This is a genomic window from Pseudomonas sp. B611, from assembly GCF_055407965.1.
Genome location: NZ_JBUZST010000006.1, coordinates 202,001 through 228,992 on the forward strand (window position 1 = coordinate 202,001; position 26,992 = coordinate 228,992).

The 26,992-nt window shown below is 62.1% G+C and carries 24 protein-coding genes; 11 read left to right on the forward strand and 13 right to left on the reverse strand.

Translation table 11 applies throughout. The features are described 5' to 3' along the window. Positions 1-36 precede the first annotated feature (36 nt). From edd to ACZRMO_RS15760, 4 genes are all read left to right on the forward strand, one after another. Entirely contained in the window at positions 37-1,863 is a 1,827-nt protein-coding gene (gene edd, locus ACZRMO_RS15745; RefSeq protein WP_124524989.1) for a phosphogluconate dehydratase, read from the forward strand. After that, on the forward strand, positions 1,860-2,816 hold the full coding sequence (locus tag ACZRMO_RS15750) for a glucokinase (RefSeq protein ID WP_463973407.1): 957 nt from the start codon (positions 1,860-1,862) through the stop codon (positions 2,814-2,816). The genes edd and ACZRMO_RS15750 overlap by 4 nt, the downstream gene beginning before the upstream one ends. Before the next feature lie 143 nt (positions 2,817-2,959). Next, positions 2,960-3,694, forward strand: coding sequence for a response regulator (locus ACZRMO_RS15755; RefSeq protein WP_017738074.1), 735 nt, complete (start codon positions 2,960-2,962; stop codon positions 3,692-3,694). After that, positions 3,684-5,153 carry an ATP-binding protein gene (locus ACZRMO_RS15760; RefSeq protein WP_124524987.1) on the forward strand — a complete coding sequence of 490 codons (1,470 nt, stop codon included), beginning with the start codon at positions 3,684-3,686 and terminating at the stop codon, positions 5,151-5,153. Before ACZRMO_RS15755 ends, ACZRMO_RS15760 begins: the two co-directional genes overlap by 11 nt. A 140-nt stretch (positions 5,154-5,293) precedes the next feature. Here the strand turns inward: ACZRMO_RS15760 and ACZRMO_RS15765 are convergent, their stop codons facing one another. Then, positions 5,294-6,223: an AraC family transcriptional regulator gene (locus ACZRMO_RS15765; RefSeq protein WP_463973408.1), complete on the reverse strand. Its 930-nt coding sequence runs from the start codon at positions 6,221-6,223 to the stop codon at positions 5,294-5,296. A gap of 328 nt (positions 6,224-6,551) precedes the next feature. On the opposite strand from ACZRMO_RS15765, the gene ACZRMO_RS15770 reads away from it, so the two are divergent. Then, positions 6,552-6,893: an antibiotic biosynthesis monooxygenase family protein gene (locus tag ACZRMO_RS15770; RefSeq protein WP_463973409.1), complete on the forward strand. Its 342-nt coding sequence runs from the start codon at positions 6,552-6,554 to the stop codon at positions 6,891-6,893. Between the two features lie 12 nt (positions 6,894-6,905). After that, positions 6,906-7,184 (forward strand): hypothetical protein, encoded by a 279-nt coding sequence (locus ACZRMO_RS15775; protein ID WP_463973410.1) that lies wholly within the window; start codon positions 6,906-6,908, stop codon positions 7,182-7,184. 145 nt (positions 7,185-7,329) lie between these two features. Here ACZRMO_RS15775 and ACZRMO_RS15780 read toward each other — a convergent pair whose 3' ends face one another. After that, positions 7,330-7,962, reverse strand: coding sequence for a flavin reductase family protein (locus tag ACZRMO_RS15780; RefSeq protein ID WP_463973411.1), 633 nt, complete (start codon positions 7,960-7,962; stop codon positions 7,330-7,332). 166 nt (positions 7,963-8,128) lie between these two features. Between ACZRMO_RS15780 and ACZRMO_RS15785 the strand changes: the two genes are divergently transcribed. Next, complete coding sequence (locus ACZRMO_RS15785; RefSeq protein ID WP_463973412.1) at positions 8,129-8,890, forward strand: COG4705 family protein; 762 nt, start codon at positions 8,129-8,131, stop codon at positions 8,888-8,890. A 133-nt stretch (positions 8,891-9,023) separates the two neighbouring features. Here the strand turns inward: ACZRMO_RS15785 and ACZRMO_RS15790 are convergent, their stop codons facing one another. The 4 genes from ACZRMO_RS15790 to ACZRMO_RS15805 all read right to left on the reverse strand — a co-directional run bounded on the left by ACZRMO_RS15790 (position 9,024) and on the right by ACZRMO_RS15805 (position 15,495). Further along, on the reverse strand, positions 9,024-10,343 hold the full coding sequence (locus tag ACZRMO_RS15790) for an MFS transporter (RefSeq protein WP_124524981.1): 1,320 nt from the start codon (positions 10,341-10,343) through the stop codon (positions 9,024-9,026). Positions 10,344-10,631: 288 nt separating this feature from the next. Next, positions 10,632-11,957, reverse strand: coding sequence for a sigma-54-dependent transcriptional regulator (locus ACZRMO_RS15795; RefSeq protein ID WP_463973413.1), 1,326 nt, complete (start codon positions 11,955-11,957; stop codon positions 10,632-10,634). Then, positions 11,942-13,717: an ATP-binding protein gene (locus ACZRMO_RS15800; RefSeq protein ID WP_463973414.1), complete on the reverse strand. Its 1,776-nt coding sequence runs from the start codon at positions 13,715-13,717 to the stop codon at positions 11,942-11,944. The genes ACZRMO_RS15795 and ACZRMO_RS15800 overlap by 16 nt, the downstream gene beginning before the upstream one ends. Before the next feature lie 254 nt (positions 13,718-13,971). Continuing rightward, positions 13,972-15,495, reverse strand: a complete 1,524-nt coding sequence (locus ACZRMO_RS15805) for a fumarate hydratase (RefSeq protein WP_016971118.1) — start codon at positions 15,493-15,495, stop codon at positions 13,972-13,974. A 215-nt stretch (positions 15,496-15,710) separates the two neighbouring features. Here ACZRMO_RS15805 and ACZRMO_RS15810 point away from each other — a divergent pair, with 215 nt between their 5' ends. Together ACZRMO_RS15810 and ACZRMO_RS15815 are read left to right on the forward strand one after the other, a co-directional pair. Then, the gene (locus ACZRMO_RS15810) at positions 15,711-16,643 is read left to right on the forward strand and encodes an iron-sulfur-binding ferredoxin reductase (protein ID WP_463973415.1); all 933 of its coding nucleotides are present in this window, start codon (positions 15,711-15,713) and stop codon (positions 16,641-16,643) included. A gap of 30 nt (positions 16,644-16,673) precedes the next feature. Continuing rightward, positions 16,674-17,423 carry an enoyl-CoA hydratase-related protein gene (locus tag ACZRMO_RS15815; RefSeq protein ID WP_463973416.1) on the forward strand — a complete coding sequence of 250 codons (750 nt, stop codon included), beginning with the start codon at positions 16,674-16,676 and terminating at the stop codon, positions 17,421-17,423. A 199-nt stretch (positions 17,424-17,622) separates the two neighbouring features. Here ACZRMO_RS15815 and pyk read toward each other — a convergent pair whose 3' ends face one another. Next, positions 17,623-19,074, reverse strand: a complete 1,452-nt coding sequence (pyk, locus tag ACZRMO_RS15820; protein ID WP_207040618.1) for a pyruvate kinase — start codon at positions 19,072-19,074, stop codon at positions 17,623-17,625. Positions 19,075-19,247: 173 nt separating this feature from the next. Between pyk and ACZRMO_RS15825 the strand changes: the two genes are divergently transcribed. Both ACZRMO_RS15825 and ACZRMO_RS15830 read left to right on the forward strand, forming a co-directional pair. After that, on the forward strand, positions 19,248-19,622 hold the full coding sequence (locus ACZRMO_RS15825; protein WP_124524969.1) for a tol-pal system YbgF family protein: 375 nt from the start codon (positions 19,248-19,250) through the stop codon (positions 19,620-19,622). 222 nt (positions 19,623-19,844) lie between these two features. Beyond that, a complete protein-coding gene (locus ACZRMO_RS15830) occupies positions 19,845-20,204 on the forward strand; it encodes a PilZ domain-containing protein (RefSeq protein ID WP_463973417.1) in 360 nt (119 codons plus the stop codon). 61 nt (positions 20,205-20,265) lie between these two features. Here the strand turns inward: ACZRMO_RS15830 and ACZRMO_RS15835 are convergent, their stop codons facing one another. From ACZRMO_RS15835 to ACZRMO_RS15860, 6 genes are read right to left on the reverse strand one after another with little or no spacing between them, the layout of a single operon-like run. After that, positions 20,266-21,597 (reverse strand): DUF58 domain-containing protein, encoded by a 1,332-nt coding sequence (locus tag ACZRMO_RS15835; RefSeq protein ID WP_463973418.1) that lies wholly within the window; start codon positions 21,595-21,597, stop codon positions 20,266-20,268. A 7-nt stretch (positions 21,598-21,604) separates the two neighbouring features. Next, positions 21,605-22,600, reverse strand: coding sequence for an AAA family ATPase (locus ACZRMO_RS15840; RefSeq protein ID WP_124524966.1), 996 nt, complete (start codon positions 22,598-22,600; stop codon positions 21,605-21,607). Then, positions 22,597-23,754 carry a DUF4350 domain-containing protein gene (locus ACZRMO_RS15845; protein ID WP_463973419.1) on the reverse strand — a complete coding sequence of 386 codons (1,158 nt, stop codon included), beginning with the start codon at positions 23,752-23,754 and terminating at the stop codon, positions 22,597-22,599. Before ACZRMO_RS15845 ends, ACZRMO_RS15840 begins: the two co-directional genes overlap by 4 nt. Then, complete coding sequence (locus ACZRMO_RS15850) at positions 23,751-25,280, reverse strand: DUF4129 domain-containing protein (protein ID WP_463973420.1); 1,530 nt, start codon at positions 25,278-25,280, stop codon at positions 23,751-23,753. Before ACZRMO_RS15850 ends, ACZRMO_RS15845 begins: the two co-directional genes overlap by 4 nt. Beyond that, positions 25,267-26,247 (reverse strand): stage II sporulation protein M, encoded by a 981-nt coding sequence (locus ACZRMO_RS15855; protein WP_463973421.1) that lies wholly within the window; start codon positions 26,245-26,247, stop codon positions 25,267-25,269. The genes ACZRMO_RS15850 and ACZRMO_RS15855 overlap by 14 nt, the downstream gene beginning before the upstream one ends. Then, positions 26,244-26,936 carry an RDD family protein gene (locus ACZRMO_RS15860; RefSeq protein WP_463973422.1) on the reverse strand — a complete coding sequence of 231 codons (693 nt, stop codon included), beginning with the start codon at positions 26,934-26,936 and terminating at the stop codon, positions 26,244-26,246. The genes ACZRMO_RS15855 and ACZRMO_RS15860 overlap by 4 nt, the downstream gene beginning before the upstream one ends. Between the last annotated feature and the right edge of the window lie 56 nt (positions 26,937-26,992).

Consider the following 26,992-nt stretch of genomic DNA (forward strand, 5'->3'; position numbering starts at 1 on the left):
TCAGGTCGCCACATCCGTTAGCCTGGAGTTCTACACATGCATCCCCGCGTTCTTGAGGTCACCGAACGGCTTATCGCCCGTAGCCGCGCCACCCGCGAGGCTTACCTTGCGCTCATTCGCGGCGCAGCCAGCGACGGTCCGATGCGCGGCAAGCTGCAATGCGCCAACTTCGCCCACGGCGTGGCCGGTTGCGGCACCGAAGACAAAAACAGCCTGCGCATGATGAACGCCGCCAACGTGGCAATTGTTTCGTCATATAACGACATGCTCTCGGCGCACCAGCCGTACGAACATTTCCCGGAACAAATCAAAAAAGCTTTGCGCGAAGTCGGCTCGGTCGGCCAGTTCGCCGGTGGCACCCCCGCCATGTGCGACGGCGTAACCCAGGGCGAGCCCGGCATGGAGCTGAGCCTGCTCAGCCGTGAAGTGATCGCCATGTCCACGGCGGTAGCGCTGTCCCACAACATGTTCGACGCCGCGCTGATGCTGGGCATCTGCGACAAGATTGTTCCCGGCCTGATGATGGGCGCGCTGCGCTACGGCCATCTGCCGATGATCTTCGTGCCAGGCGGGCCAATGCCATCGGGTATCTCCAACAAGCAGAAAGCCGACGTGCGCCAGCGCTACGCCGAAGGCAAGGCCACTCGCGAAGAGCTGCTGGAATCGGAGATGAAGTCCTACCACAGCCCCGGCACCTGCACCTTCTACGGCACCGCCAACACCAACCAGTTGCTGATGGAAGTGATGGGCCTGCACTTGCCTGGTGCGTCGTTCGTCAACCCGTACACGCCGCTGCGTGACGCGCTGACCCGCGAAGCCGCGCATCAGGTCACGCGCCTGACCAAGGCCAGCGGCAACTTCACGCCGATCGGCGAGATCGTCGACGAGAAATCCCTGGTCAACTCCATCGTCGCCCTCAACGCCACCGGTGGTTCCACCAACCACACCCTGCACATGCCGGCCATCGCCATGTCGGCGGGCATTATCCTTACCTGGCAGGACATGGCCGACCTCTCCGAGGTGGTGCCGACCCTGTCCCACGTCTATCCAAACGGCAAGGCCGACATCAACCACTTCCAGGCGGCGGGCGGCATGTCGTTCCTGATCCGCGAACTGCTCGAAGCCGGCCTGTTGCACGAAGACGTCAACACCGTCGCGGGCAAGGGCCTGAGCCGCTACACCCAGGAACCGTTCCTGGTGGACGGCGAGCTGATCTGGCGCGACGGGCCTATCGAAAGCCTCGACGAAACCATCCTGCGCCCGGTGGCCCGTGCGTTCTCCCCGGAAGGCGGTTTGCGGGTGATGGAAGGCAACCTCGGCCGTGGTGTGATGAAGGTGTCGGCCGTGGCCCTTGAGCATCAAATCGTCGAAGCACCGGCGGTGGTGTTCCAGGATCAGCAGGATTTGGCCGATGCCTTCAAGGCCGGCCAGCTGGAAAAAGACTTTGTTGCCGTGATGCGTTTCCAGGGCCCGCGCTCCAATGGCATGCCCGAACTGCACAAGATGACCCCGTTCCTGGGCGTGTTGCAGGACCGTGGTTTCAAAGTCGCGTTGGTCACAGACGGGCGCATGTCCGGCGCCTCGGGTAAGATCCCCGCCGCGATCCACGTCAACCCCGAAGCCCAGAGCGGCGGGCCACTGGCGCGGGTGCGTGATGGCGATATCATTCGCGTCGATGGCGTGAAGGGCACCTTGGAGCTTAAGGTGGACGCCGAAGAATTTGCAGCGCGCGCGCCTGCCACGGGCCTGTTGGGCAATAACGTGGGGGCTGGTCGCGAGCTGTTTGCATTTATGCGCTTGGCCGCAAGCTCCGCAGAGCAGGGCGCCAGCGCCTTTACCTCTGCCCTGGAGACGCTTAAGTGAAGCTTGCGCTGGTCGGTGATATCGGTGGAACCAACGCGCGGTTTGCGTTGTGGCGGGACCAGGAGCTGCATTCGATCCGCGTGCACGCCACGGCGGATCACGCCAGCCCTGAGGACGCGATCAAGGTTTACCTCAAGGAAGAAGGCCTGCAAATCGGTGCGATTGGCGCGGTATGCCTGTCGGTGGCAGGTCCCGTGAGTGGCGATGAGTTCAAGTTCACCAACAATCACTGGCGCCTGAGCAAGACGGCGTTTTGCAAGACGTTGCAGGTGGATGAGCTGCTGCTGGTCAATGACTTCTCGGCCATGGCCCTGGGCATGACCCGCCTCAAGCCCGATGAATTCCGTGTGGTCTGCGAAGGCACACCGGAACCGTTGCGCCCGGCCGTGGTGATCGGCCCGGGCACCGGCCTGGGCGTCGGCACGCTGTTGGACTTGGGTGGCGGTCGCTTTGCGGCGTTGCCGGGGGAGGGCGGCCATGTCGACTTGCCCCTGAGCAGCCCGCGTGAAACCCAGCTGTGGCAGCACATCTACACGGAAATCGGTCACGTCAGCGCCGAAACCGCCTTGAGCGGCGGCGGCTTGCCGCGTCTGTACCGGGCGATTTGCGCGGTGGATGGGCACACGCCGGTGCTGGACACGCCCGAGGCCATCACGGCCGCAGGCCTGGCCGGCGACCCGGTGGCGATGGAAGTGTTGGACCAGTTCAGCATCTGGCTGGGCCGCGTGGCGGGGAACAACGTGCTGACCACCGGCGGGCGCGGCGGTGTGTATATCGTGGGCGGGGTGATACCGAGGTTTGCCGACTTCTTTATCAACAGTGGTTTCGCCAAGAGTTTTTGCGACAAAGGCTGCATGAGTGACTACTTCAAGGGTATTCCGGTGTGGTTGGTGACGGCGCCTTACTCCGGGTTGACTGGGGCGGGCGTGGCGCTTGAACAGGCTTTTGCGTAGGCAGTGATGGCCCTATCGCAGGCAAGCCAGCTCCCACAGTTGACCGGGTTCACACGGTCAAAATGTGGGAGCTGGCTTGCCTGCGATGAGGGCCTCAAGGGCAACAAATGACTTAAGCTTGGCCATAACAACAAGGAGGCCCCGTGAGCGTAATCAGTAAATCCATTCTCCTCGTCGACGACGACCAGGAAATCCGCGAATTGCTGCAAACCTACCTCAGTCGTGCCGGCTTCCAGGTGCGTGGCGTACCGGACGGTGCGGGGTTCCGCCAGGCGATGAACGAGGCGCCGTGCGACCTGGTCATCCTCGACGTGATGTTGCCCGACGAAGACGGTTTCAGCCTTTGCCGCTGGATCCGCCAGCACCCGCGCCAGGCGCAGGTGCCGATCATCATGCTCACTGCCAGCTCCGACGAAACCGACCGCGTGATCGGCCTGGAACTGGGCGCCGACGATTACATCGGCAAACCCTTCAGCCCCCGCGAGCTGCAAGCGCGGATCAAGGCGCTGTTGCGCCGTGCCCAATTCGGCCAGGAGCAACGGGGCAGCAGCGACGTGTTGGTGTTTGATGAATGGCGCCTGGATATGATCAGCCACAGGTTGTTCCACCTCGATGGCGAAGAAGTGATCCTCTCCGGCGCCGACTTTGCCCTGCTCAAGTTGTTTCTCGACCACCCGCAACAGATCCTCGACCGCGACACCATCGGCAACGCCACCCGTGGCCGTGACCTGATGCCGCTGGACCGTATCGTCGACATGGCCGTCAGCCGCCTGCGCCAACGCCTGCGCGATACCGAAAAACCGCCGCGGCTGATCCGCACCGTGCGCGGCAGCGGTTATCAACTGGCAGCCAGCGTGGTTGCCGGCAATGCCCACTGAACCTGTGACTGAGCGCCGCCGGCGTTTTCCGGTGCCGCGTTCGCTGCTGGGGCGCATGTTGCTGCTGACCTTGCTGGTGGTGTTGTTTGCCCAGGCGCTGTCGAGCGTGATCTGGGTTTCGCAATTGCGCGCCACCCAGCTCGAAGGCCTGGTCACCAGCGCCCGCAGCCTGGCGCATTCGATGACCGCCAGCGTGAGTTATTTCCGCTCGTTGCCAGTGGCCTATCGCCCGTTGGTCCTCGACCAATTGCGCAGCATGGGCGGCACGCGGTTTGTGGTGACCCTCAATGACCGTCCGCTGGACATGCAAGTGCTGCCGGAAACCCCGCGCAAGCAGGCGGTGCTGGTGGCGGTGGACGAAGTGCTGCGCCAGACCCTCGGCGCCGACGTGCATATCTCGGTGGAATTTGTCAGTGCCGAAGACCTGCGTATCTTTAACGCTGGCTTGAAACTCGATGAACTGCCACGCTCCTGGGCGCATTACGCGCTGACCCTGGAACCGGTGAACCCGCCGGTGCTGGTCACGCAGATCCAGCTCGCGCCCGGCGAATGGCTGTACATCGCTTCGCTGTTGCCCGAGCCCTACACCAGCCTGGAAGAACAGGGCCTGCCGTCCCAGCAAGTGTGGTTTATCGTGCTCACCAGCGGCTTTTTGCTGCTGTTCATCGGCCTGCTGGTGCACTGGCAAAGCCGCCCGCTCAAGCGCCTGGCACGGGCCGCGCGGGACATGTCCCTGGGCGCCGACGTCGAACCGGTGGCCGAAGGCGGCGGCAGCGAAGTGGAGGAAGTGGGTCGCGCCTTCAATGCCATGCGTGAACGCATCAGCCGGTACCTGACCGAACGCAGCCAATTGTTCAGCGCGATTTCCCACGACCTACGTACGCCTATCACCCGCCTGCGCTTGCGCGTGGAGCTGCTCGAAGACGAAAACCTGCAAGCCAAGTTCGGCCGCGACCTGGATGAATTGGAGTTGCTGGTCAAAGGCGCGCTGCAATGCGTGAAAGACACCGACATCCACGAAAACATCGAACCGGTGGACCTCAACCACGTCCTCGATTGCCTGGTGGAACCGTACCTGGCCCCCAACGGCAACGGCCGCGTGACCCAGCACGGCCGCGCGCTGACCACCTACCCGGGCAAACCGCTGGCGCTCAAGCGCTGCATCGGCAACCTGATCGACAACGCCTTGAAGTACGGGCAGACCGCCCATTTGCACATCGAGGACGATGGCGCGCAGTTCATCCTGCATGTGGATGATGAAGGCCCGGGTGTGCCGGAGCAGCGCTTGGAACAGGTGTTTGAGCCGCACTTCCGTTTGGCCGGGCAGCAGCAGGGGTATGGCTTGGGATTGGGGATTGCGCGCAATATTGCCCACAGTCATGGGGGGGAGGTGAGTTTGCAGAATTTGCGTGAGGGTGGATTGCGAGTCACCCTGCAATTACCCCGCGGTCTCGACTGAATGCATGCAGAACCAATGTGGGAGCTGGCTTGCCTGCGATAGCGGTATGTCAGTCAACAGATGTATTGGCTGATCCACCGCCATCGCAGGCAAGCCAGCTCCCACACAAGCCAGTTCCCACAGTTCGATCTGTATTTGGGTCAGATGCTTTGGCGCAGTCTGGCGAGGTCTCTCAGGGGCGGCGCACCAAACAACCGGCTGTATTCCCGGCTGAACTGCGACGGGCTTTCATACCCCACCCGATACCCCGCCGCCGACGCTTCCAGCCCTTCGGCAATCATCAACCGTCGCGCTTCCTGCAAGCGCAGCTGCTTCTGATACTGCAGCGGGCTCATGGCCGTAATCGCCTTGAACCGGTGGTGCAAGGTCGAGACGCTGAGGTTCACTTCCTTGGCCAGGTCATCAATGCGCAACGGTTGTTCATAGTTACCGTTCAACCAAGTGATCGCCTGGCTGACCCGATGGCTCTGACTGTTGGCCACGGCAATTTCATACAGCCGATAACCCTGCGGCCCACGCAACAAGCGATAGAGAATCTCGCGGTTGATCAACGGCGCGAGCATGGCGATGTCTTTCGGTGTGTCCAGCAAGCGCGCCAGCCGCAGCACCGCATCAAGCAGTGCATGGTCGATGCGGTCGACGTACATGCCCCGGGCGGTCGGCCGCGACGGCACGCCCATCGGCCCGGCTTCGGCAATCAGCGCGGTGAGTTGCGCCGGGTCGATATTGATGCGCACCGACAGGTTGGGGTCTTCAGGCGTGGCCTCAATGATGCGCCCGGCCACGGGCATGGCGACCGAGAACACCAGGTAGTTGAGCGGGTCGTAGGCGAAGATCTCGTCGGCCAGGCGCACTTCCTTGCTGCCACTGGCGAGGATGCACAGGGCGGGCTCCACCAGCACCGGCATGAAATCGCGCGGCGTATTGTGGCGGTTCAGGTACAGCGAGGTGATCGCGGTGCCGTAGGAACCGTCCTCCCAGGTGTGCCGGTGCACGATGCTGGCCAGTTCGGCGCGCTGTTTTTCCATCTCGGCATCGAGGGGCACGGGCTGATGTTCAGGCGACGACATGGGTGGGCCTCTACACGCTTTTTTGATGGGCTCAGCTTAGCGGCGGGTTGTGCAAAAGTGTTACGTCGATTCTGCACAATCCTTGCCTGATCCTGCGATAAGTCGTGAATCAGGCAAGTACGAGGCCTGTCATCTGCCTGAAACACTGAGTCTGTGCCTGCGATAAATCCAGCGGGCCAGGTCGCCTGTCTGCGCTTCTCGCAGGATTGTGCAATAAGCCGGCAGGAATCGACTAACCGCGCCCGGCCCCGCGCCGTTATCTTTGATCCTGTGGCAACACGCCCCCACAGTGTTTGCCGAGCATCACTTCTCAACGGGAGAGTCGAACATGCCCACCCCCATTCCCGCGAGCCATATGGCCTTTATCCGCGCCCGCAGCGGGTGCAGCACCGAACTCGGTGCACGCTTGAGCAGTTTGATCGAACCGGGCCGCCAGGCTCAGGGTTGCCTGCAATTCTCGTTGCAGCAGTCCCAGGTAGACGCCGATGTGTGGCTGGTCTCAGGTTTCTGGAGCAGCGAGCAGGCGATGAGCGTCTACTTCAACTCGCCGGCCTTGATGATCTTCACCGAGCTGTTGAACGACATGGTCATCCGCAGCATGGATTTCCAGACCTTCACCGATGCATCCGCCGCCAATGCTTATGGCGAGTACCTGCAACTCGCCGGGTGAATCAGGTTTAGAATGGCCGACTTCCCATTGGCCAGGACCTGCAACATGGCACGTAAAGAATTTGCCCACCACGAAGCCGTTTCCGCCGTAGTGCCGGGAGAGGGTGGCTACAGCGCCGCCGTCGCCGTGAAGGCACTGGATGGCATGGGCGCCCCGCGCTTTCACAAGATCCTTGATGGACAGAAATTCAAGACGGCGTCTGATGCTGATGATGCGGCTGCGTTGCAGTTGGAGCGGTTGGTCGATGTTGACGAAGAAGGCCAGTTGGCCTGGGCGCCTGCCACCGTCTAACCCTCACCACTAACCACAAACTGTGGGAGCGGGCTTGTGTGGGAGCGGGCTTGCTCGCGAATACAGTCTGTCAGTTGATAAAGATGTCGACTGACACGCCGCCTTCGCGAGCAAGCCCGCTCCCACAGTTTTGATCGCATTTCAGTCAGGGTTTGGTGGCGCCTGGGCGGTACATCTTGAACAAGGCTTCTGGCCCTAACTGGAAGTAATCCGCTGGGCCACCACCGCGCAAAATCGGCTCGGCGGCGGCGGTGTCGTAGATACCATCCTTGAGCAACCACTTGGCAATATGCACCGCCACTACCTCGCCCAGCACCAGCCAACTCGGCACCAGCTCCTTATCGGCCCGTTGCAGCTGAATAATCTGCGTCACCTTGCATTCAAACGACACCGGGCTCTCACCCGCCCGTGGCACCTTGATGACCTTTGACGCCACCGGTGTCAGTCCAGCCAGTTCGAATTCGTTCACCTCAGGCGATACCGCCGCGCAACTCTGATTCATCTGCTCGGCCAGCGGCCGGGTCGCCAGGTTCCACACAAACTCGCCGGTCTGTTCGATATTGTTCAGGCTGTCTTTGCGCCCGACACTGGAAAACCCAATGATCGGCGGAATGTAATTGAAGGCATTGAAGAAGCTGTAGGGCGCCAGGTTCAGACGGCCGTCACTGTCGTGGGACGAAATCCAACCGATGGGCCGCGGGCCGACGATGGCATTGAACGGGTCATGGGGCAGGCCGTGGCCGTTGGCGGGTTCGTAGAAATGAATGTCGTCGGGCATGGCCGGGGTTCCTGCGATCGGGTGCAATGAGGCGCCCATACTGCAAGGCGTGGCGGAGAATTTCCATCGGCGATATGGAATTTTCATACCGCGCCCACCTATTTTTCACAGCTCCCCGTTCAGTCTGCGCGCAATTGAATGACTGCGCCTCGGAGCCTCCCACCCCATGAATAAACTTCCTCAGATCACCTTGGCGTTCTGGGTCATGAAAATCTGCGCAACCACCCTCGGTGAAACCGCTGGGGATTTGTTGTCGATGACCCTGAATGTCGGCTACGCCCTCAGCTCGATGATCCTGATCAGCGTGTTTCTCGTCACCCTGCTGACGCAACTTTGGTCGAAAACCTACAACCCGGTGCTGTACTGGATCGTGATCCTGTCCACCAGCACGGCTGGCACGACCATGTCGGACTTTATGGACCGCACCCTGGGTCTGGGTTACGCCACGGGGTCGATGATCCTGATTGTGATCCTGATGATTATCTTCGCCATGTGGCACCTCAGCGGCGATTCGCTGAACGTGAACAAGGTGCAGACCTTTCGCGGGGAGTTGTTCTACTGGATGGCGATTCTGTTTTCCAACACCCTGGGCACCGCGTTGGGCGACTTCCTGGCGGACGATTCGGGGCTGGGTTTTGCCGGCGGCGCGTTGTTGATCGGCTCGACCATCGCCGTGGTTGTTGCGCTCAAGTACTTCACGCAAATCTCGTCGGTGTTGTTGTTCTGGGTCGCGTTCGTGCTGACCCGGCCGTTTGGCGCAACACTGGGGGACTTCCTCACCAAACCCTATGAAAAGGGCGGGCTGGATTTCGGCACGATTGGCTCGTCAGCGGTGCTGGCGGCGGTGTTAGTGGCGATGATTGCGGGGGCGTCGTATGCGCAGAGGCGGTATGGGCGTGACCGCATTAGCCAGGCGACACAAAACTAAAATGTGGGAGCGGGCTTGCTGTGGCGAGGGAGCTTGCTCCCGCTGGGCTGCGTAGCGGCCCCAAGATCTTGGGAGTGCTCCGCACTCCAGCGGGAGCAAGCTCCCTCGCCACATAAGCTCGCTCCCAGCGTCTTTAGTCCGTGGTAATCCGCGAATGCTTGCGGGTGTCTTTCATGGTCACGTAGACCACCAGCGACACCGCGATACACGCGGTCACGTACCAGTAATAGCCCGTCTCCATGCCAATGCTCTTGAACCACAGCGCAATGTATTCAGCCGTGCCGCCGAAGATCGACACGGTCAGCGCATACGGCAAGCCTACGCCCAGCGCACGGATTTCGGTGGGGAACAGTTCGGCTTTCACCACGGCGTTGATCGAGGTGTAGCCGCTGACGATGATCAGCGCGGCCATGATCAGGAAGAACGCGCCCCACCAGGTCTGGATGGTGTGCAGGGTGGTGAGGATCGGTACGGTACACAGGGTGCCGAGAATGCCGAACGCGATCAGGATCGGCCGCCGGCCTACCTTGTCCGACAGCCCACCGACCAGGGGTTGGATGCACATGAACAGGAACAGCGTTGCCGCCGAGATGGTGGTGGAGTCGGAAATGCTCATGCCGACGGTGTTCACCAGGTACTTCTGCATGTAGGTGGTGTAGGTGTAGAACGCCAGGGTGCCGCCCATGGTCAGGCCGACCACGGTCAATACTTCCTTGGGGTGACGCAGCAAGGTGCGCATCGCGCTTTCCTTGGCTTTTTCCTTCTTGGTGAACGACTCGGTTTCTTCCATGCCGCGACGCAGGTACAGCGCAACCACTGCACACAGCGCGCCGATAGCGAACGGGATACGCCAGCCCCAGGCGTACAACTGCTCGGTGGTCAGGGTCTGTTGCAATACGATCAACACCGCGAGGGCGATGAGCTGGCCGGAAATCAGCGTCACGTACTGGAAGCTGGAGAAGAAACCACGACGTTCCTTGGTCGCCATTTCACTCAGGTAGGTAGCGGAAGTGCCGTACTCACCGCCCACCGAAAGGCCTTGCAGCAAGCGTGCGAGCACCAGCAGGATCGGTGCGCCGATGCCGATGGTGTCATAACCGGGAGTCAGGGCGATCAGCAGCGAGCCGAAGCACATCAGCAGCACCGAGGCCATCAGCGCCGCCTTGCGACCTTTGTAGTCGGCATACATGCCCATCAACCAGCCACCGATGGGCCGCATGATAAAGCCCACGGCAAAGATCGCGGCGGTGTTCATCAGTTGTGCGGTAGAGGAGCCGGCGGGAAAAAAGGCCTTGGCGAAGTACAGCGAGAACGCGGCGTAGACGTACCAGTCGTACCACTCGACCATGTTGCCGACGGAGCCACTGAAGATCGACTTGATACGGCTGGAGGTGGTGCGCTCTTTTGCCGGCGCGGCCGCCGACCCCAGAGGCAGGGCGTTGGAGTTATCCATTGAAGGATCCTTCATCTAGTTGTTTTTATGAAGCGTGCCTGGGCACAGCCTGGCTGGGGCTATAGCAGGAGCTGTGCCAGGTGGATGAAGGCCCGGTCTAGAGGGGTTGGGGGATTTTTTTGAGCGGAAAGTTGCTGATGAATGGGGGGTGATGAGCGGAAATCCGCTTATGGCTGCCGGCCTCATCGCAGGCAAGCCAGCTCCCACATATTGATTTGTGAATACATTCAAAAATGTGGGAGCGGGCTTGTCGAATCGTCGCACCGCCGCGATGAGGCCTGAAGGTCGCTAGAGAAACATCTCCCTGACCAACCCATGCCGCTGCATCTTCTCATTCAACGTCCGCCGCGGCAGTTGCAACTCCGCCAGCACCGCCTTGATATCGCCTTTGTGCCGCGTCAGTGCCGCCTTCAAGCAATGCGCTTCAAACGCTTCCTGCTGCGCCGCCAGCGACTGCCCCGCCTCGATCCCTTCCGGCTCCGGCTCGCCCAGCCCCAGCACCTGACGTTCGGCGACGTTCGCCAGCTCGCGCACATTGCCCGGCCAGTCATGGCTGAGCAGGCGCCCCAGCTGCGCGCCGCTCAGCGGTTGCGCCGTGCGGCCCAGGCGTTCGCCCGCGCTATGGGCGAAGTGTTCGAACAGCAGCGGAATATCTTCGCGCCGCTCCCGCAACGGCGGCAGGCGCAGTTGTGCGACGTTCAGCCGATACGCCAGGTCTTCGCGAAAACGCCCGGCGCGGGCCTCTTCCAGCAGGTCGGGCTTGGTCGCGGCAATGATGCGCAAGTCCACATGGATGCTCTGGTTGGAGCCCAATCGCTCCAATTTCTGCTCCTGCAACACCCGCAGCAGTTTGACCTGCTGGGCCAGGGGCATGCTTTCGATTTCATCGAGGAACAGCGTGCCGCCGTGGGCGTATTCCAGCTTGCCTATGCGCTTGCCCTGGGCGCCGGTGAACGCACCGCTTTCGTGGCCGAACAACTCGGCTTCAAACAGTTGCTCGGGGATCGCCGCGCAGTTGAGCGCGACAAACGGTTTTTTCGCCCGTGGGCCGAACTCATGCAGGCAGCGTGCGACCAGTTCCTTGCCGCTGCCGGTCTCGCCCCGGATCAGCACATTGACCGGCAAGCTCGCCAGGTCCAGCACTTGCCTGCGCAGGTTCTGCAAACCCCGGGACACGCCGAGCAGCGTCGAGTCCAACTGCGACCGATGATCGGCCTGTTGATGCAAGCGGCGGTTTTCCAGGATCAGCCCGCGTTTGTCCAACGCCCGGCGCAGGCTGTTGAGCAGGGCGTCGGGGCTGAAGGGTTTTTCGAGGAAGTCGTAGGCGCCGTCGCGCATCGCTTCCACCGCCATCGGCACATCGCCGTGACCGGTCAGCAGGATCACCGGCAAGTCGGCGTCGCGGCGCTGCACTTCGGCGAGCAGCTCCAGCCCGCTGAGGCCGGGCATGCGCACATCGCTGAGGATCACCCCGGGAAAGTCCCTGGGCAATTGCGCCAGGCATTCTTCGGCGCGACTGAACAACTGCACCTCAAAGCCCGACAGGCTCAACCACTGTTCGACGGCCGTGCGGATGCTGGCTTCGTCATCGACCACAATCACTGCGTTAAGCATAGGTCGGGTGTCTCCAGTGCGATGGGCAAGGTCAAGGTAAATACCGCGCCGTCGCCACGGTTGCCGGCGATCAGGCGCCCGCCGAGTTCATGCACGATGGCGTAAGACACTGCCAGCCCCAGACCCAGGCCGTCACCCACCGGCTTGGTGGTGAAGAACGGGTCGAACACGCTGTTGAGGTGTTCTTCGGCAATCCCGCCGCCGCTGTCGCTGACGGTCAGTTGCCACAGTTGCTGGTCGGCGTGCAGGCGGATTTCCAGGCGTTTGCGCGAGGTGTTGGCCATTGCATCGAGGGCATTGCGCAGCAGGTTGATCAGCACCTGTTCCAGGCGGATCGCGTCGCCGCGCACCCAGGCCGGGCGGGTCAGGTCGAGTACCACGCCGATGGATTCGTCGCGCAGGCGTGCGTCGAGCAGGTGCAGGGACTGATCGACCACCATTGCCAGGTCCAGGCGTTCGCGCAGGCCGCTGGGGCTTTTGCGCGCAAAGGTCTTGAGGTGGCCGGTGAGCGCGGCCATGCGCGTGAGCATTTCGTCCAGCGGGGTGAGGGCCTTGTAGGCGTCCTCCACGCGACCGTGGTCGAGCAGCAGGCGCAAGGTGGCCAACTGCATGCGTTGGGCGGTCAGCGGTTGGTTGATCTCATGGGCGAGGGCGGCGGACATCTGCCCCAATGCCGCCAGCTTGGCCGATTGCACCAGGCCATCCTGGGCTGTGCGCAGGGCTTGTGTGCGTTCTTCCACCAGTTGCTCAAGCTCTTCGCGGCTGCGCTGGCGCAAACGGGCCAGGCGCCAGCGTTGGGTGAGGAATAGCACGAGGAACACCAACGCCAGCCACGAACCGGCGGCGGCAAGACCGGCGTTGCGTTGGTCCTCAAAGGCAAACTGCGGCTTGCGCAGCAGGTGCAAGGTCCAGCCTTCGGCTTTCAGCGGCAGGGATTCCCAGATGTAGTTGGCCTTGCCATCGGGGCCGTTGACGCGCACCAGGTGGCTGTTGTCGTCAAAGCGCTGCAGTGCCTCGGTCTCCAGGGGCTCCAGTTGTTTCTTGTCGTATTGGCGGGTGGCCTTGAGTTCGGCCAGATCGGTGGCCGACAACGGCCGCAGGTTGCGATAACGCCAGCCCGGCTGATTGGCGATAAACACGATGCCCCGCGCGTCGCTGACCAACAGCAGGTCGTTGCCTTGGGCCCATTCGCGTTCCAGCTCGGGAAATTCCAGCTTGACCACCATGGCGCCGAGGAACTGCTCGTGTTCATCCTCCACCGCGCTGGAGAGAAAATACCCCGGCACCCCGGTGGTCACCCCGACGGCGTAAAAGCGCCCGGTGCCCTGGCTCAGGGTTTGGCTGAAATACGGCCGAAACGCATAGTTGTGCCCGACATAACTGCTCGGCAGGTTCCAGTTGCTGGCGGCCACGGCCAGGCCGGTGCGGTCCATCAGCTCCAGGGTGGACGACTGCGCGGCGCCGTTGATGCGCTCCAGCTTGCGGTTGAGCACGTCCTGGGTAGCGGCATCCAGCGGGCCTTTCAACGCATTGATCATTTCCGAGTCCAGCGCCAGCACGGCGGGCAGGGCGCGGTAGCGTTCGATCAGGGTGTGCAGGGAGTTGGCGTACAGCGCGAGTTGCTGATTGGCGCGGGCGGCGTCGTCTACCAATGCCTGGCGTTCGGCATGGCGGGTGGCCAAGGCGGCGGCCAGCAGCGCGCCGGCGATGATCAGCAGGGAGTAGAAGGTCAGGCGCAGGGGGCGAGGGATCACGATCATACGGTGATGAACAGGCGCAGTGAGGGGAGTGCACCATATCATGAGCGCCCTGAATCTTGTGACGTGTGGCTTGTGTGGGAGCGGACTTGCTCGCGAATGCGGTGTGTCAGTTACATATGCATCAACTGACAGACTGCATTCGCGAGCAAGCCCGCTCCCACATTTGACCGCACTCGGCCCAACAAAAGTGTCAGCCATAAAAAAGGCGACTGGGCCATGGGGCCGCAGTCGCCTTTATCCTTGCGGGGAAGCGCTTACTGCACTTCTACCGCCAGGCTTTCACTGATCTTTTTCTGCCAGATGGCAGGACCGGTGATGTGTACGGATTCGCCCTTGCTGTCCACCGCAACGGTGACCGGCATGTCTTTGACGTCGAACTCGTAGATCGCTTCCATACCCAGCTCGGCGAACGCGACAACGCGGGACTTCTTGATGGCTTGTGCCACCAGGTAAGCGGCGCCGCCCACGGCCATCAGGTACACGGCCTTGTGGTCCTTGATCGCTTCGATCGCAGTCGGGCCGCGCTCGGATTTGCCGATCATGCCCAACAGGCCGGTTTGTTCGAGGATCTGGCGGGTGAACTTGTCCATCCGCGTCGCGGTGGTCGGGCCAGCCGGGCCAACCACTTCTTCGCGCACCGGATCAACCGGGCCGACGTAGTAGATGAAGCGACCCTTGAGGTCTACCGGCAGGGTTTCGCCCTTGTTCAGCATCTCTACCATGCGCTTGTGCGCGGCGTCGCGACCGGTGAGCATCTTGCCGTTGAGCAACACGGTTTCGCCCGGCTGCCAGCTCTGCACTTCTTCCGGGGTCAGGGTGTCGAGGTTGACGCGGCGGGCCGATGGGCCGGCTTCCCAGACGATTTCCGGGTAGGCGTCCAACGGTGGCGCTTCCAGCGACGCCGGGCCCGAACCGTCGAGCACGAAGTGCGCGTGACGGGTGGCGGCGCAGTTGGGGATCATGCACACCGGCAGCGAGGCGGCGTGGGTCGGGTAGTCCATGATCTTCACGTCGAGCACGGTGGTCAGGCCACCCAGGCCCTGGGCGCCGATGCCCAGTTGGTTGACCTTCTCGAACAGCTCCAGGCGCATCTCTTCGATACGGTTCTGCGGGCCGCGCTTTTTCAGCTCGTGGATGTCGATGGATTCCATCAACACTTCCTTGGCCATCACCGCGGCTTTCTCGGCGGTGCCGCCGATGCCGATGCCCAGCATGCCCGGTGGGCACCAGCCGGCGCCCATGGTCGGAACGGTCTTGAGCACCCAGTCAACGATCGAGTCGGACGGGTTGAGCATGGCCATTTTCGACTTGTTCTCGGAGCCGCCGCCTTTGGCCGCCACGTCCACTTCCACGGTGTTACCCGGGACGATGGAGTAGTGGATGACCGCCGGGGTGTTGTCCTTGGTGTTTTTACGCGCGCCTGCCGGGTCGGCCAGGATGGATGCACGCAGGACGTTTTCCGGCAGGTTGTAGGCGCGACGCACGCCTTCGTTGATCATGTCGTCCAGGCCCATGGTGGCGCCATCCCAACGCACGTCCATGCCCACGCGCACGAACACGGTGACGATACCGGTGTCCTGGCAGATCGGGCGATGGCCGGTGGCGCACATGCGTGAGTTGATCAGGATCTGGGCGATGGAGTCACGGGCCGCTGGCGATTCTTCGCGCAGGTAGGCTTCGTGCATGGCCTGGATGAAATCAACGGGGTGGTAGTAGGAAATGAATTGCAGGGCGTCGGCAACGCTCTGAATCAGGTCGTCTTGCTTGATCACGGTCATGAGTCGCGCTCCTCTATAAGGGAACATTCAATAAAGGTGGCTCCAGTGTTGCATCGGTCGGCTGGAACCACCTTTCCAAGGCACGCCAATGGTGCAGGCGCGACGCTAAAAAGGCGCGGCAGTATAACCCGGCGCGGTGGCCGATACACCCGACTATGGTCAAACTGTCGCAGGCATGATTCCCTGTGCCCATCCCCTGAGATTGAGACCTTTATATGCCTGAACTGCACGTCGGCGAACGCCACTGGTCGGTCGCCCCCGGCAGCAATCTGCTGGATGCGCTGAACCAGGCGGGTGTGGCTGTGCCCTACAGTTGCCGCGCCGGCAGTTGCCATGCGTGTTTGGTGCGCTGCGCCGGTGAGGTGTCTGATCGGCAGCCGGAAGCCTTGAGCCCGGCGCAACGCGAGGAGGGCTGGCGATTGGCCTGCCAGTGCCAGGTCAGCGGCGATCTACGCGTCGAAACCTTTGACCCGACACGTGACGGTTTGGCCGCCCAGGTGGTGGGGGCCGATTGGCTGAGCTCGACGGTGCTGCGCCTGCGTCTGCAACCGGAGCGCGGCCTGCGTTATCGCGCCGGGCAACATCTGGTGTTGTGGGCGGGGCAGGTGGCGCGCCCGTATTCCCTGGCGAGCTTGCCCCAGGAAGAGCCGTTCCTGGAGTTTCACCTCGATTGCCGACAGCCCGGTGAATTCAGTGATCGTGCCCGGCAGTTGCAGGTTGGCGACGTTCTGCGTCTGGGCGACTTACGCGGCGGCGCGCTGCAATACGATCCCGACTGGCAATCCCGGCCGTTGTGGCTGCTGGCGTCGGGCACCGGCCTCGGCCCGCTGTGGGGCGTGTTGCGCGAGGCGTTGCGCCAGGATCACCAGGGCGCCATCCGCGTGATTCACCAGGCCCATGATGCGGATGGGCATTATCTGGCCGAGCCCTTGGCTGCGCTGGCCGCCCAGCATCCCAACCTGACCGTGGAGTTGTGGACGGCGGCGCAGGCGCCCCAGGCATTGGCACAACTGCGGCTTGTTTCGCGGCAAACCCTGGCCTTACTCTGCGGGCACCCGACCCAGGTCGAGGCGTTTTCCAAGCGCCTGTTCCTGGCGGGCCTGCCGCGCAATCAACTGCTGGCCGATGTGTTCCTGCCCCGTGGTTGAGCGCTGAATTCCAAGGCCGCGAGAATCGCCATGACCGACGCCATCCTGCAGCACCGCGAACGTGGGTTGCTGATCTTGCAGCTCAACCGCCCTGACAAGAAAAACGCCCTGACCCGCGCGATGTACACGCAGTTGGCCGAGGCGTTTGAACAGGCTGACGCGGATGATGCTATTCGTGCCGTCCTGATCCAGGGCAGCAGCGCGTGTTTTACCGCCGGCAACGACATCAGCGACTTCCTTCAGCAGCCGCCCGCCAGCCTCGACAGCCCACCGTTTCACTTTATGCAAAGCCTGCTCAACTGCCGCAAGCCGGTGGTCGCCGCAGTGGCGGGCGCGGCGGTGGGGATTGGCACCACGCTGTTGCTGCATTGCGACCTGGTCTACGTCAGCCGCGATGCGCGTTTGCGTATGCCGTTTGTCAATCTGGGGTTGTGTCCGGAATTTGGTTCGAGCCTGATCCTGCCGCGCTTGTTGGGGTATGCAAAGGCGGCTGAATTGTTGCTGCTGGGCGAAGGTTTCAGCGGCGAGCAGGCGGCCGCGTGGGGGATTGCCACTGAGGCGTTGGCGAGCGGCGAAGCGGCGCTGGCCAAGGCGCGGGAAATGGCTACACGTTTTGAAGACCTGGCGCCGGGGGCGGTGCAGGTGACCAAGCAACTGATGAAGGGTGTGGATCGCGAGCAGTTGCGGCGGGTGATCGAGGAAGAGGGGGCGTTGTTTACCCAGCGGTTGCGGTCGCCGGAGGCGGTGGCGGCGTTGTCGGCTTTTATCACTCGGCGATGAAGCTTTGGTGATTGGTCTGGCCTCTTCGCGGGCAAGCCCGCTCCCACATTCGACCGAGTTCCTTCAGGATGTACGCGGTTAACTGTGGGAGCGGGCTTGCCCGCGAAGGGGCCCTCCAAGCCAACACATCAGCCGGTTTGAAATGCAAAAAGCCCCGCCATTCACATGGCGGGGCTTTTGTTTTTCAGCAGCCGATCACTCAGACCTGTGGGTCGCCCACATGCAGGATCTTCATGCCGTTGGTGCCGCCGGTGGTGTGGTAGCTGTCGCCCTTGGTCAGGATGACCCAGTCGCCTTTTTCCACAACGCCGCGTTTGACCAGCTCGTCGATGGCTGCCTGGCTGACTTCATTGGGTGCCAGCGAAGCCGGGTCGAACGGTACGGTGTACACGCCACGGAACATCGCCGCGCGAGCCTGGGCTTCGCGGTGTGGGGTGAACGCGTAGATCGGCACCGAGGAACGGATGCGCGACATGATCAACGGCGTGTAGCCACTTTCGGTCAAGGCGATGATCGCCTTCACGCCCGGGAAGTGGTTGGCGGTGTACATGGCGGCCAGGGCGATGCTCTGGTCGCAGCTTTCGAACTCTTTGCCGATGCGGTGGCTGGAGGTCTTGCTGGTCGGGTGCTTTTCGGCGCCGACGCAGATACGCGCCATGGCTTGCACCGCTTCCAGCGGATACGGGCCGGCAGCACTTTCCGCCGAGAGCATCACGGCGTCGGTGTAGTCGAGCACGGCGTTGGCCACGTCGGACACTTCGGCGCGGGTCGGCATCGGGTTCTGGATCATCGACTCCATCATCTGGGTCGCCACGATTACCGCTTTGTTGTGACGGCGTGCGTGCAGGATGATCTTTTTCTGGATACCGATCAGCTCGGCGTCACCGATTTCCACGCCCAGGTCACCACGGGCAACCATCACGGCGTCGGAAGCCTTGATCAGGCCGTCGAGGGTTTCGTCATCGGCCACGGCTTCGGCGCGTTCGATCTTCGCCACCAGCCAAGCGGTACCGCCGGCTTCGTCGCGCAGTTTACGGGCGTATTCCATGTCGGCGGCGTCGCGCGGGAAGGACACGGCGAGGTAGTCCACTTCCATTTCGGCGGCGAGCTTGATGTCGGCCTTGTCTTTTTCAGTCAGGGCCGGTGCGGTCAAGCCACCACCACGACGGTTGATGCCTTTGTGGTCCGACAGCGGGCCGCCGATGATCACGGTGCAGTGCAGTTCGGTCGGAGTGGCGGTGTCGACGCGCATCACGACGCGGCCGTCGTCCAGCAGCAGTTCGTCGCCGACGCCGCAGTCCTTGACCAGGTCCGGGTAGTCGATACCCACGACTTGCTGGTTGCCTTCGGTCAGCGGGTGGCTGGTGGAGAAGGTGAACTGATCACCGATCTTCAGCTCGATACGCTTGTTGGCAAATTTGGCGATACGGATTTTCGGGCCTTGCAGGTCACCCAGCAGTGCCACGAAGCGGCCGTGCTTGGCGGCCAAGTCACGCACCAGTTTGGCGCGAGCCTTGTGCTCGTCTGGGGTGCCGTGGGAGAAGTTCAGACGGGCAACGTCCAAACCAGCCAGAATCAGCTGTTCGAGGACTTCCGGCGAGTTACTGGCCGGGCCAAGGGTGGCGACGATTTTGGTACGACGGACGGACATGCACAGACTCCTGAGTTCAAGCGCTGAGGAAGGCTACTATGCTCTATCGTTGTAGTCATTGTTCGTTTGCACTACTTATCGAGGATTGACTTGTTTTCGCTGCGGCTGATTACGAACAACCTTGAAGATTTTCGGCGAGGGGTCGATACATTGCACAAGACAGGAGAACCCTCATGCGAATTTTGCTCATTGCTGCCCTGGCCGTCAGTGTTGTCGGCTGCACCCGCTGGTCGATGGACCACCATTTGAACAACGCCTACCGCGCCTACAAGGTTGGCGATTGCGAGCGCGTGACCCTGGAGTTGTCCCAGGTCGATCGTGAAAGCCGCAGCCGACGCTACGTGCAGCCGGAAGTCTCGATGCTGCGCGGGCAATGCCTGGAGCGGCAGAAACTGTTCGTCGATGCTGTGCAGACCTATCAATTCATCATCAATCAATATCCGTCGAGCGAGTACGCATACCGTGCCCGCGCGCGGCTCGATACCTTGCAACAGCTGGGGCATTACTCCGGCGCGAGCACCGCACAGGCACGTCCAGCGTCTTTGTGATGATATTCGTCATTTAATAGCTGGCCAGCTGCCAGTCTTGGGCTACTCTTTGAATGTTCGTTTGTACAAGTTTTCATTCGAACGGATGTGGGGCCCGGATTCGGCAGTTGTCCTGTGACAAACGTGTTGTTGTCACGTCGGAATCCAGGGAGAGCGAGCGATGTTGCTCGTTCCTTATCACTGGCACGGCCAGAGTCATGGCCACTGGATGGCGATCTCACCATGTTTACCGACCGACGGATCGAACGGCACCAGTTACCTTGTTTCCTGCAAGTGTTTAACCGTCTAACCGATAAGCCCATTGGCTTTTTAGGTAATGTCTCGGAAGGCGGGCTGATGTTAATCAGCCAATTACCCATGATGGTCGGCGTCGACTTCGAGCTACGCTTGAAGATGCCCGGGCCTGAAGCCTCTGTGCTTGTAGTGGATCTGACGGCGACCTGCTTGTGGAGCCGGGAAGATATCAATCCACAGCATTACGATTCGGGGTTCAGCCTGTCCCAGGCGCCTGCGGAGTATGGGCAACTGATCAACCTGTTGTTGCACTACTTCAGTTTTGACCACGTGCAGGCTTCCGCTTAGATCCAGTGCGCAATCGGCACGGCCAGGGGACCACCCCAGCCGTGGCTGCGCCCTCGGCGCTTCAGAATACTCCGGCCTTTTTCCAACCCAGGTAGCGTGTTACCAGATCCGCTCCCAGCTCCGATGGCGAGGTGTCCAGCACCGACAGGCCATGGGCGGCCAAACGGTCGTGCAGTTCATTGCGGGTGTTGAGGTAGTCTACGGCGCCGCTGTAGGCCAGGGCTTCGTCCAAGGTTTGCACCGGGGCCTGGCGCAATTGATCGAGTACCTCCTCGCGTAAGCTTGCCACCAGCACCCGGTGTTGGCGGCTGATGCGGTTGACGGCGCTCAGCAACGCATCATCGTCCTCATCCCGCAGGTTGGTGACCACGATCACCAACGCACGGCGTTTTTGTCGAGCCAGCAATTGGGTGGCTGCGACCTCGTAGTCGGCCGTGCGTCGGGTGGTGTCCAGGTCGTACACCGCGTTGAGCAGCAGGTTCAACTGGCTGCTGCCTTTGACCGGCGCCAGGTAGCGCGACCGCTCTCCGGCGAAGGTGCACAACCCCACGGCGTCACCCTGGCGCAAGGCGACATAGCTGAGCAGCAGGCAGGCATTGAGCGCATGGTCGAAATGCGACAGCTCGCCATCCTGGCTACGCATGCGACGGCCGCAGTCGAGCATGAACACGATCTGCTGGTCGCGTTCATCCTGATATTCCCGGGCGATGGGCGTGCGTTGCCGGGCAGTTGCTTTCCAGTCGATCTGGCGCAGGCTGTCACCCTCGCGAAACTCGCGCAGTTGATGAAACTCCAGCCCCAGCCCCCGTCGTGGGTGTTGGCGAACCCCCAGCTGGCTCAGCCAGTTATCCACGCCCAGGAGTTGCGCACCATAGAGGCGGGCGAAATCCGGGTAGACACGGGTGGAGTCGCTGACGTCGACAAAGCGTCGCGCCGCCCAAAGCCCCAAGTGGCTTGGCAGGTGCACTTCGCAACGGCTGAAACTGAAATGCCCGCGCCGCAAAGGGCGTAGGCGATACACCAGCTCACTTCGCTCGCCGGGTCGCAACTCGATGGATTGGGGCATGTTCTCCACGCCCAGGCCATCGGGGACATGGTCGAATACGTGCACGCTCAGGGGTTGTGGGTAGTCGTGCTCAAACCTTAGGTGTACCTCGCCCCAACGACCCAATGCCAAGCTGCCGGGCATCTGCCGTTGCGCGCGCGGGGAGGGGCGCCGGCGTAGGCGGGCGGCATCCAGTAATGCCAGCAACAAGAGCGCCAGCAGCAGCCCCCAGGCGACCGAGTGCAGGGTGTCGGGCACCTCAAGCTGCAACGCCGCCGCAGCGCCCAGCAGGGTGTTCAAGCCCAGCAGCACAGCAAGCCAGGTCAGCAGCAGGCGGGTGGGTTTCATGGGCGGCTCACTGCCGAGGGGCCGGGATCTGGTCGAGCATTTGCTTGAGCACCTGGTCCACGTCCAATCCGTCGATGTCCAGTTCCGGGGCGATACGCACCCGGTGGCGCAATACGGCCAAGGCGCAACTCTTGATGTCATCCGGGGTGACGAACTCGCCGCCGCGCAACAGCGCCCTGGCCCGGGCACCGCGCACCAGGGCGATAGACGCACGGGGGCCTGCGCCGATGGTCAAGCCGGGCCAGCTGCGGGTGGCGCGTGCCAGGCGCACGGCATAGTCCAGGACTTGCTCGTCGAGGGCGAGCTCACTGGCGATCTGCTGGAGCTGCAGCACATCTTCGGCGTGCAGCACGGTGCGCAGGGGCTGTACGTCGAGCATGTCGGCGCGGGATGAGCGCGTGACCTCACGCACCATGTCCAGCTCCTGCTGGGCATCGGGGTAGTCCATGCGCACCTTCAGCATGAAGCGGTCCAATTCGGCCTCGGGCAACGGGTAGGTGCCTTCCTGTTCGATCGGGTTCTGGGTTGCCAGCACCATGAACGGTTGACCAATGGGCAACGCTTCCCCTTCAAGCGTGACCTGGCGCTCCTGCATGGCTTCGAGCAAGGCAGCTTGGGTCTTGGCTGGGGCGCGGTTGATTTCGTCAGCCAGCAGCAAATGGGTAAACAGCGGCCCTTTGCGCAGCTTGAACTGCTCGGTGTGCAGGTCGTAGACGGCGTGACCGGTGACATCGCTGGGCATCAAGTCCGGGGTGAACTGGATGCGCGCGAAGTCGCCGCCAAAACACCGCGCCAGGGCCCGTACCAGCAAGGTCTTGCCCAGGCCGGGCACGCCTTCCAGCAATACGTGGCCGCCGGCGATCAGTGCCGTGAGCACGTCATCGATCACTTGATCCTGGCCAATCACCGCCTTGCGCAGTTCAACACGCAGGGCCTGTGCCTGCTGGCTGGCCAGGTGCAGGGCTTCGGTCGTCGGAGCTGGTGCCGGGGAATATTCGCTCATAGGGCGTTCCTGAGAGTTTGCAGGCTTGCCACCTGGCGGCTGAAGTCGGCACTGGAAAGCCGTTTTGCCGGAAGTGGGCCGAGGGCCTGACTGATGACGTGAGAGGGTTGGCGGGTCAGCTGTTCAAGGGCTTGCTGCTGTTCAGCCGTGTCGAGGTGTTCAAAGCCTGGGTGGCGACGCCTTGCGGCGCGCAGGATGTCGCGCTGCAAGGCGTGCAACAAGACACCCTGGCCACTGCGGCGCAGCAGGAAATCGGCACTGGCCTGCAAGTGTTCCAGCAATTGCCGGCGCGCCTTGGGCGCGGGGGCGCGCATCGGGCCTTGCCGCATGCCGGCGTGCCAAAGCGCCAGGGCGAGCAGTGCGGCGAGCGCCACCAGGGCTTGGGGGAAGTAGCGCAGCAACAAGGTGAAGAGATCATCCACGTCGCTGTTGAACAGCAAGGTCACATCGCTGCCTTGGTTGAGGTACCACAACAGCCAGGCGTTGTCGTGCTTGCCAATTGCCGGGTACTTCCACAGGTCGCTGTCGGTGATCACCGTCACATTGCCTTGCCCGAGCTTGAGTTGCATCAGGTGGCTGGACTTCGCGCTGTTGGCGGAAAACTGCGCCAGGTGCTTGGGGTCGATGAGGTTGAAGTCAGTGTCGAAGCTGAAGTAGGCCGGGGCGGTTTCGTTGTCGACATAGAGCTTTGTCAGGTCGGGAGCCCGCTTTTTGCGGGCCTGGGCGGGCTCTTCAGGTTCGTCACTCAATGTTTGCTGGAGGTGTAGGCGATCAAGCAGCAAATCGTCGCTTTTGCCGCTTTCTTCGTCCCACAGTGCTTCGGCCACCAACAGTAGATGGCCACCAGCCTTGGCCCATGCCAGGAGTTGTTCGACCTGGCGAGGCGACATGTTGCTGCGATCCCCCAGTAACAACAGGCTGTTGCCCGTGGCGGGAAGGGTCGCCAGGCGCTCCAGGCCGTTGGCGTGTTGGACACTCAGGCCGTGCTGGCGCAGGAAGTGTTCTGCCGCCAGGTAAGGGTTGGCCCTGGCTTCTGGGGAAGGGCCGTGGTCGATGACTTCGTCGTAGGGGATCGCTTTGCCCCAGAGGTAATAACCTCCCACCCCCAGCAAGCCCACGAGCAGCAAGCCCACCCACAAGAATGGCCGGTTCATTGGGACGCTCCCGAATTGAATAGGGCGCGCCAATCACTGCACAGTTGCTGTTGAGCCTGGACCGGGGGAAGGCGATGGCCATATGCGAGGTTTTGCCAGTGTCGTGTCAGCTCGTCACTGAATGCCATCAGCTGTGGTTGTTCCAGCTTTTGAATGCGTTCCAGGACCTGGCCTTCGGTGTCCGCGCCTTTAAGTGGCAGGTTGAAGTCGTGCAACAGCCTGCTGAGCAGGCCGCGATAGAGCAGGCCGAGGGCTTCCCGTGGCTGTGTGGGCCAAAGTTGCTCAGCGGTGCTGGCGATATCGTCGGGTAGGGTTTCAACGCCCAGCTCCAGGCCGAATAGTTGGGTGGGCAGGGGCTTGCCGGGTTTGGCTTGGCGTGGCCGGCGCTGGGTGACAAAGGTGTGCAGCCAGTCGCGATAGCGCCAGACCAACAGGGCAATGCCGCCTGCCAACAGGCTCCAAAGCAATACTTCCATGCCCTGGGCAATGTGTTTGAAGGCGTTGCTGTTGAGGTTGTCCAGCAATGCTTGCAGCCAGGCCGGCAGCTTGCCGTTGCCGCGGGGTTTGTTTTCAGCGGCGGGCTTTTCTTCGCCGAAGCGATAACACGTGACAGTTTCCGGATTTTTGAACGGTGGTTTATCCAGCAATGCCTTGATCGATTGGCTGGCTGCCTGGGTGCTTACTTGATTGGTCGCGGACGCCTCATCGGCCATCGCCGGGCGGCTGGAAGGGGCGCAGATCAGCACGAATACCAGCAGTGCAAGTGGCACCGCGCTGCTCAGGCGTTGACGCAGGCGGCGGAACACCAGCTCCAGGTCCCAGGCTTCCAGCACGGTGCGGCGATTGAGGTAAAGGCTGAAGCCGCACGCCACGTAAATGGGTTCCCAGAACACCAGGATCAGGGCGTAGAGCCCATTGCCCAAGTGTTCCAGCCAGAGCGCCTCTGACCCGGTGGCCAATGCCAGCCGTCGCCAGTCCCAATCCAGCTCCAGCTGTTGGGGGATGAACAGATAGAACAGGGCCATGCACCCCAGCCACAGGCCTATCTCCAGGTGCATCCCGATAATGGTCAACCAGCGCCCGGCCCCGGCGTTGCGTTGTTGCAATACGCCTAGACGACGCTGGCGTTCCTTGCCATCCAGGCCTTCGAGTTGGCTGACGGGCATTGCGAAGCTGCGGCTCAGGCTGAATCGCCGCCAGGTCAGGCTGACCAGCAGTTGGCCTTTGAGCAGGCGCGGCCATTGGCGCACGGCTTGGCAAATACTGGGCGTTTCTGCGAACAGGGTTTTGGACAGGATATACAGCGGTAGACGATCAAAGGCCGGCTTCAACCACCAGAACAGGAACATGACCATGGAGGGGTACTTCCACAGCAGTGCTGTCAGCAACGCGAAAATCGGCAATGTGACCAACGCCCAACTGCCCATCAGCAGCCAGCGATGTTCCTGCGCCATGAGCACCCCAAGGTCCATGGCCTCCCAGGATGTGCGAGGGCGAATGACCACGCTTGCATTACTCAGGCGCATGGCGAATCCGTCCGGCAAAGATCAGGTAAGTGGCCACTAGCAACCAGAGTAGGGCACCCACGAGGTATTTGAGCCACGGTGCAATGTTGGTGGTGGAGGACCAGTAGGCTTCGATAAACGCTGCGATCAGGAGGAACGCCATCACGCCGCAGAGTATCTGCACGCTTTGATGGGCCGCCAGCCTCAGGGATTCACCACGGGTCAGTTGTCCGGGGGCGATCAACGCCCAGCCCAACTGCAGGCCTGCCGCGCCGGCCAGGGCGATAGCGCTGAGTTCAAAGGCACCATGGCCGATCACGAATGACCAGAACGTCTGGCCGTAGCCGATTTCGGTGAGGTGCCCGGAGATCGCGCCGATGATCAGGCCGTTGAAAATCAAGAAGAACACGCTGCCCAAACCGAGGAGCAAGCCAGCGGCAAAGGTCTGGAAGGCGATACCGATGTTGTGCATCACGTAGTAGCCAAACATCATCCAGTCTTCACTGGACGCGCGCTCGGCGGCCCGCCCGAGACGGCTGGCAGCGGGGTCATACATGCTTTGCATCTCGGCCACCTGCTGGGGGCTGACGATGCTGTAGATCAGGTCGGGAAACAGGAACACCAGCACTGCTACGCCCACCAGGCTGCCGAAGAACAGCAGGCTGGCGGCCAACACAAAGCGCCACTGGGCGCGTACCAGGCGCGGGAAGTCCGCGAGTACGAAGCTCAGTACCTTCGCCCCCAATTGGCTGCGATGGCGATACAACTGTTGATGGCCACGCAGGGCCAGTTGCTGCAGTGGGTCCACCAGGTAGCTGCTGTAGCCGCGCTCCTGCGCCAGGGCGAGGTGTTGGCACAGTCGTCGATACTGATGAGGGAAGCCGGCCAGGTCACTGGCCTTGGCCTTGCCTTGCTCCAACTGTTCCAGCTGTGCCGTGAAGGCCTGCCATTGGGGCTGGTGACGGTGTTCGAAGAGGCTCTGTTTCATGTCGGCCCCAACAGGCCACGGGCCACGCCGTTGAGTTGCTCGACGGCCCGGGCCGGAGACACTTGCAAGGGCGTCGCGAGGATCGAAGCCAGTTCGTGAACCCGCTCGGCGGACAGTTCACCCTGGCGTTCGGCAAAGCCGAGAATGGCGCGTTGCTCGTTGAGGTCCAGGGCAAAGGGTAGCCGCAGGGCGGCGGCCTGGGGCACTTTGGGGCGTGGCAGGGGGCGTTCGTGGTAGATCACCAGGGTGCCGGCGGCCAAGTCGCCGAGCCGTTTGAAGTGCGGGTGCTGCAGGCAGCTGATTGCCCCGAGAAAATAACCGAAAGGCAGCATGTCGATAAAACGCAGCAGGTTGCGAATCAACGAGGCTGACCAACTGATGGGCGTGCCGTCGTCCTGAACAACACGCAAGCCCATCACCTGCTTACCCGGCGAGCAGCCCTGGTTGAGCACTTCGAACAGCACCATATACCACCAACTGACCAGAAACAGCAGCAGCGAACCGATGCCGATCCCGAGGTTGCCGAGCAACGCCAGGGGGACGATGAGGATTCCCATGATCAGCCCGCGCAAGCCCAGGTCGAACGCAAAGGCCAATGCACGCGGCGCAAGGCCTGCGGGGCGCAGCGGCAGGTCGATGCCCTCCGGGGTCTCGATCTGGTAACGGGTGTCCAATGGGGCTGATGGCATCGCGATCCTTGGCAGTGCAGTGTGGCTGGCAGACACGGATGCTAGCAGTGTCGGCG

Coding starts and splice junctions, on each gene's coding strand:
- ACZRMO_RS15770 (WP_463973409.1), top strand. CDS start 6,552: ATGCCCACCCCCATTCCCGCGAGCCATATGGCCTTTATCCGCGCCCGC.
- ACZRMO_RS15840 (WP_124524966.1), bottom strand. CDS start 22,600: ATGAGCGAATATTCCCCGGCACCAGCTCCGACGACCGAAGCCCTGCAC.
- ACZRMO_RS15805 (WP_016971118.1), bottom strand. CDS start 15,495: ATGACCGTGATCAAGCAAGACGACCTGATTCAGAGCGTTGCCGACGCC.
- ACZRMO_RS15810 (WP_463973415.1), top strand. CDS start 15,711: ATGCCTGAACTGCACGTCGGCGAACGCCACTGGTCGGTCGCCCCCGGC.
- ACZRMO_RS15795 (WP_463973413.1), bottom strand. CDS start 11,957: ATGCTTAACGCAGTGATTGTGGTCGATGACGAAGCCAGCATCCGCACG.
- ACZRMO_RS15765 (WP_463973408.1), bottom strand. CDS start 6,223: ATGTCGTCGCCTGAACATCAGCCCGTGCCCCTCGATGCCGAGATGGAA.
- ACZRMO_RS15855 (WP_463973421.1), bottom strand. CDS start 26,247: ATGAAACAGAGCCTCTTCGAACACCGTCACCAGCCCCAATGGCAGGCC.
- ACZRMO_RS15780 (WP_463973411.1), bottom strand. CDS start 7,962: ATGCCCGACGACATTCATTTCTACGAACCCGCCAACGGCCACGGCCTG.
- ACZRMO_RS15800 (WP_463973414.1), bottom strand. CDS start 13,717: ATGATCGTGATCCCTCGCCCCCTGCGCCTGACCTTCTACTCCCTGCTG.
- ACZRMO_RS15860 (WP_463973422.1), bottom strand. CDS start 26,936: ATGCCATCAGCCCCATTGGACACCCGTTACCAGATCGAGACCCCGGAG.
- ACZRMO_RS15830 (WP_463973417.1), top strand. CDS start 19,845: ATGTTTACCGACCGACGGATCGAACGGCACCAGTTACCTTGTTTCCTG.
- pyk (WP_207040618.1), bottom strand. CDS start 19,074: ATGTCCGTCCGTCGTACCAAAATCGTCGCCACCCTTGGCCCGGCCAGT.
- ACZRMO_RS15785 (WP_463973412.1), top strand. CDS start 8,129: ATGAATAAACTTCCTCAGATCACCTTGGCGTTCTGGGTCATGAAAATC.
- ACZRMO_RS15850 (WP_463973420.1), bottom strand. CDS start 25,280: ATGCGCCTGAGTAATGCAAGCGTGGTCATTCGCCCTCGCACATCCTGG.
- ACZRMO_RS15835 (WP_463973418.1), bottom strand. CDS start 21,597: ATGAAACCCACCCGCCTGCTGCTGACCTGGCTTGCTGTGCTGCTGGGC.
- ACZRMO_RS15775 (WP_463973410.1), top strand. CDS start 6,906: ATGGCCGACTTCCCATTGGCCAGGACCTGCAACATGGCACGTAAAGAA.
- ACZRMO_RS15760 (WP_124524987.1), top strand. CDS start 3,684: ATGCCCACTGAACCTGTGACTGAGCGCCGCCGGCGTTTTCCGGTGCCG.
- ACZRMO_RS15845 (WP_463973419.1), bottom strand. CDS start 23,754: ATGAACCGGCCATTCTTGTGGGTGGGCTTGCTGCTCGTGGGCTTGCTG.
- ACZRMO_RS15825 (WP_124524969.1), top strand. CDS start 19,248: ATGCGAATTTTGCTCATTGCTGCCCTGGCCGTCAGTGTTGTCGGCTGC.
- edd (WP_124524989.1), top strand. CDS start 37: ATGCATCCCCGCGTTCTTGAGGTCACCGAACGGCTTATCGCCCGTAGC.
- ACZRMO_RS15790 (WP_124524981.1), bottom strand. CDS start 10,343: ATGGATAACTCCAACGCCCTGCCTCTGGGGTCGGCGGCCGCGCCGGCA.
- ACZRMO_RS15815 (WP_463973416.1), top strand. CDS start 16,674: ATGACCGACGCCATCCTGCAGCACCGCGAACGTGGGTTGCTGATCTTG.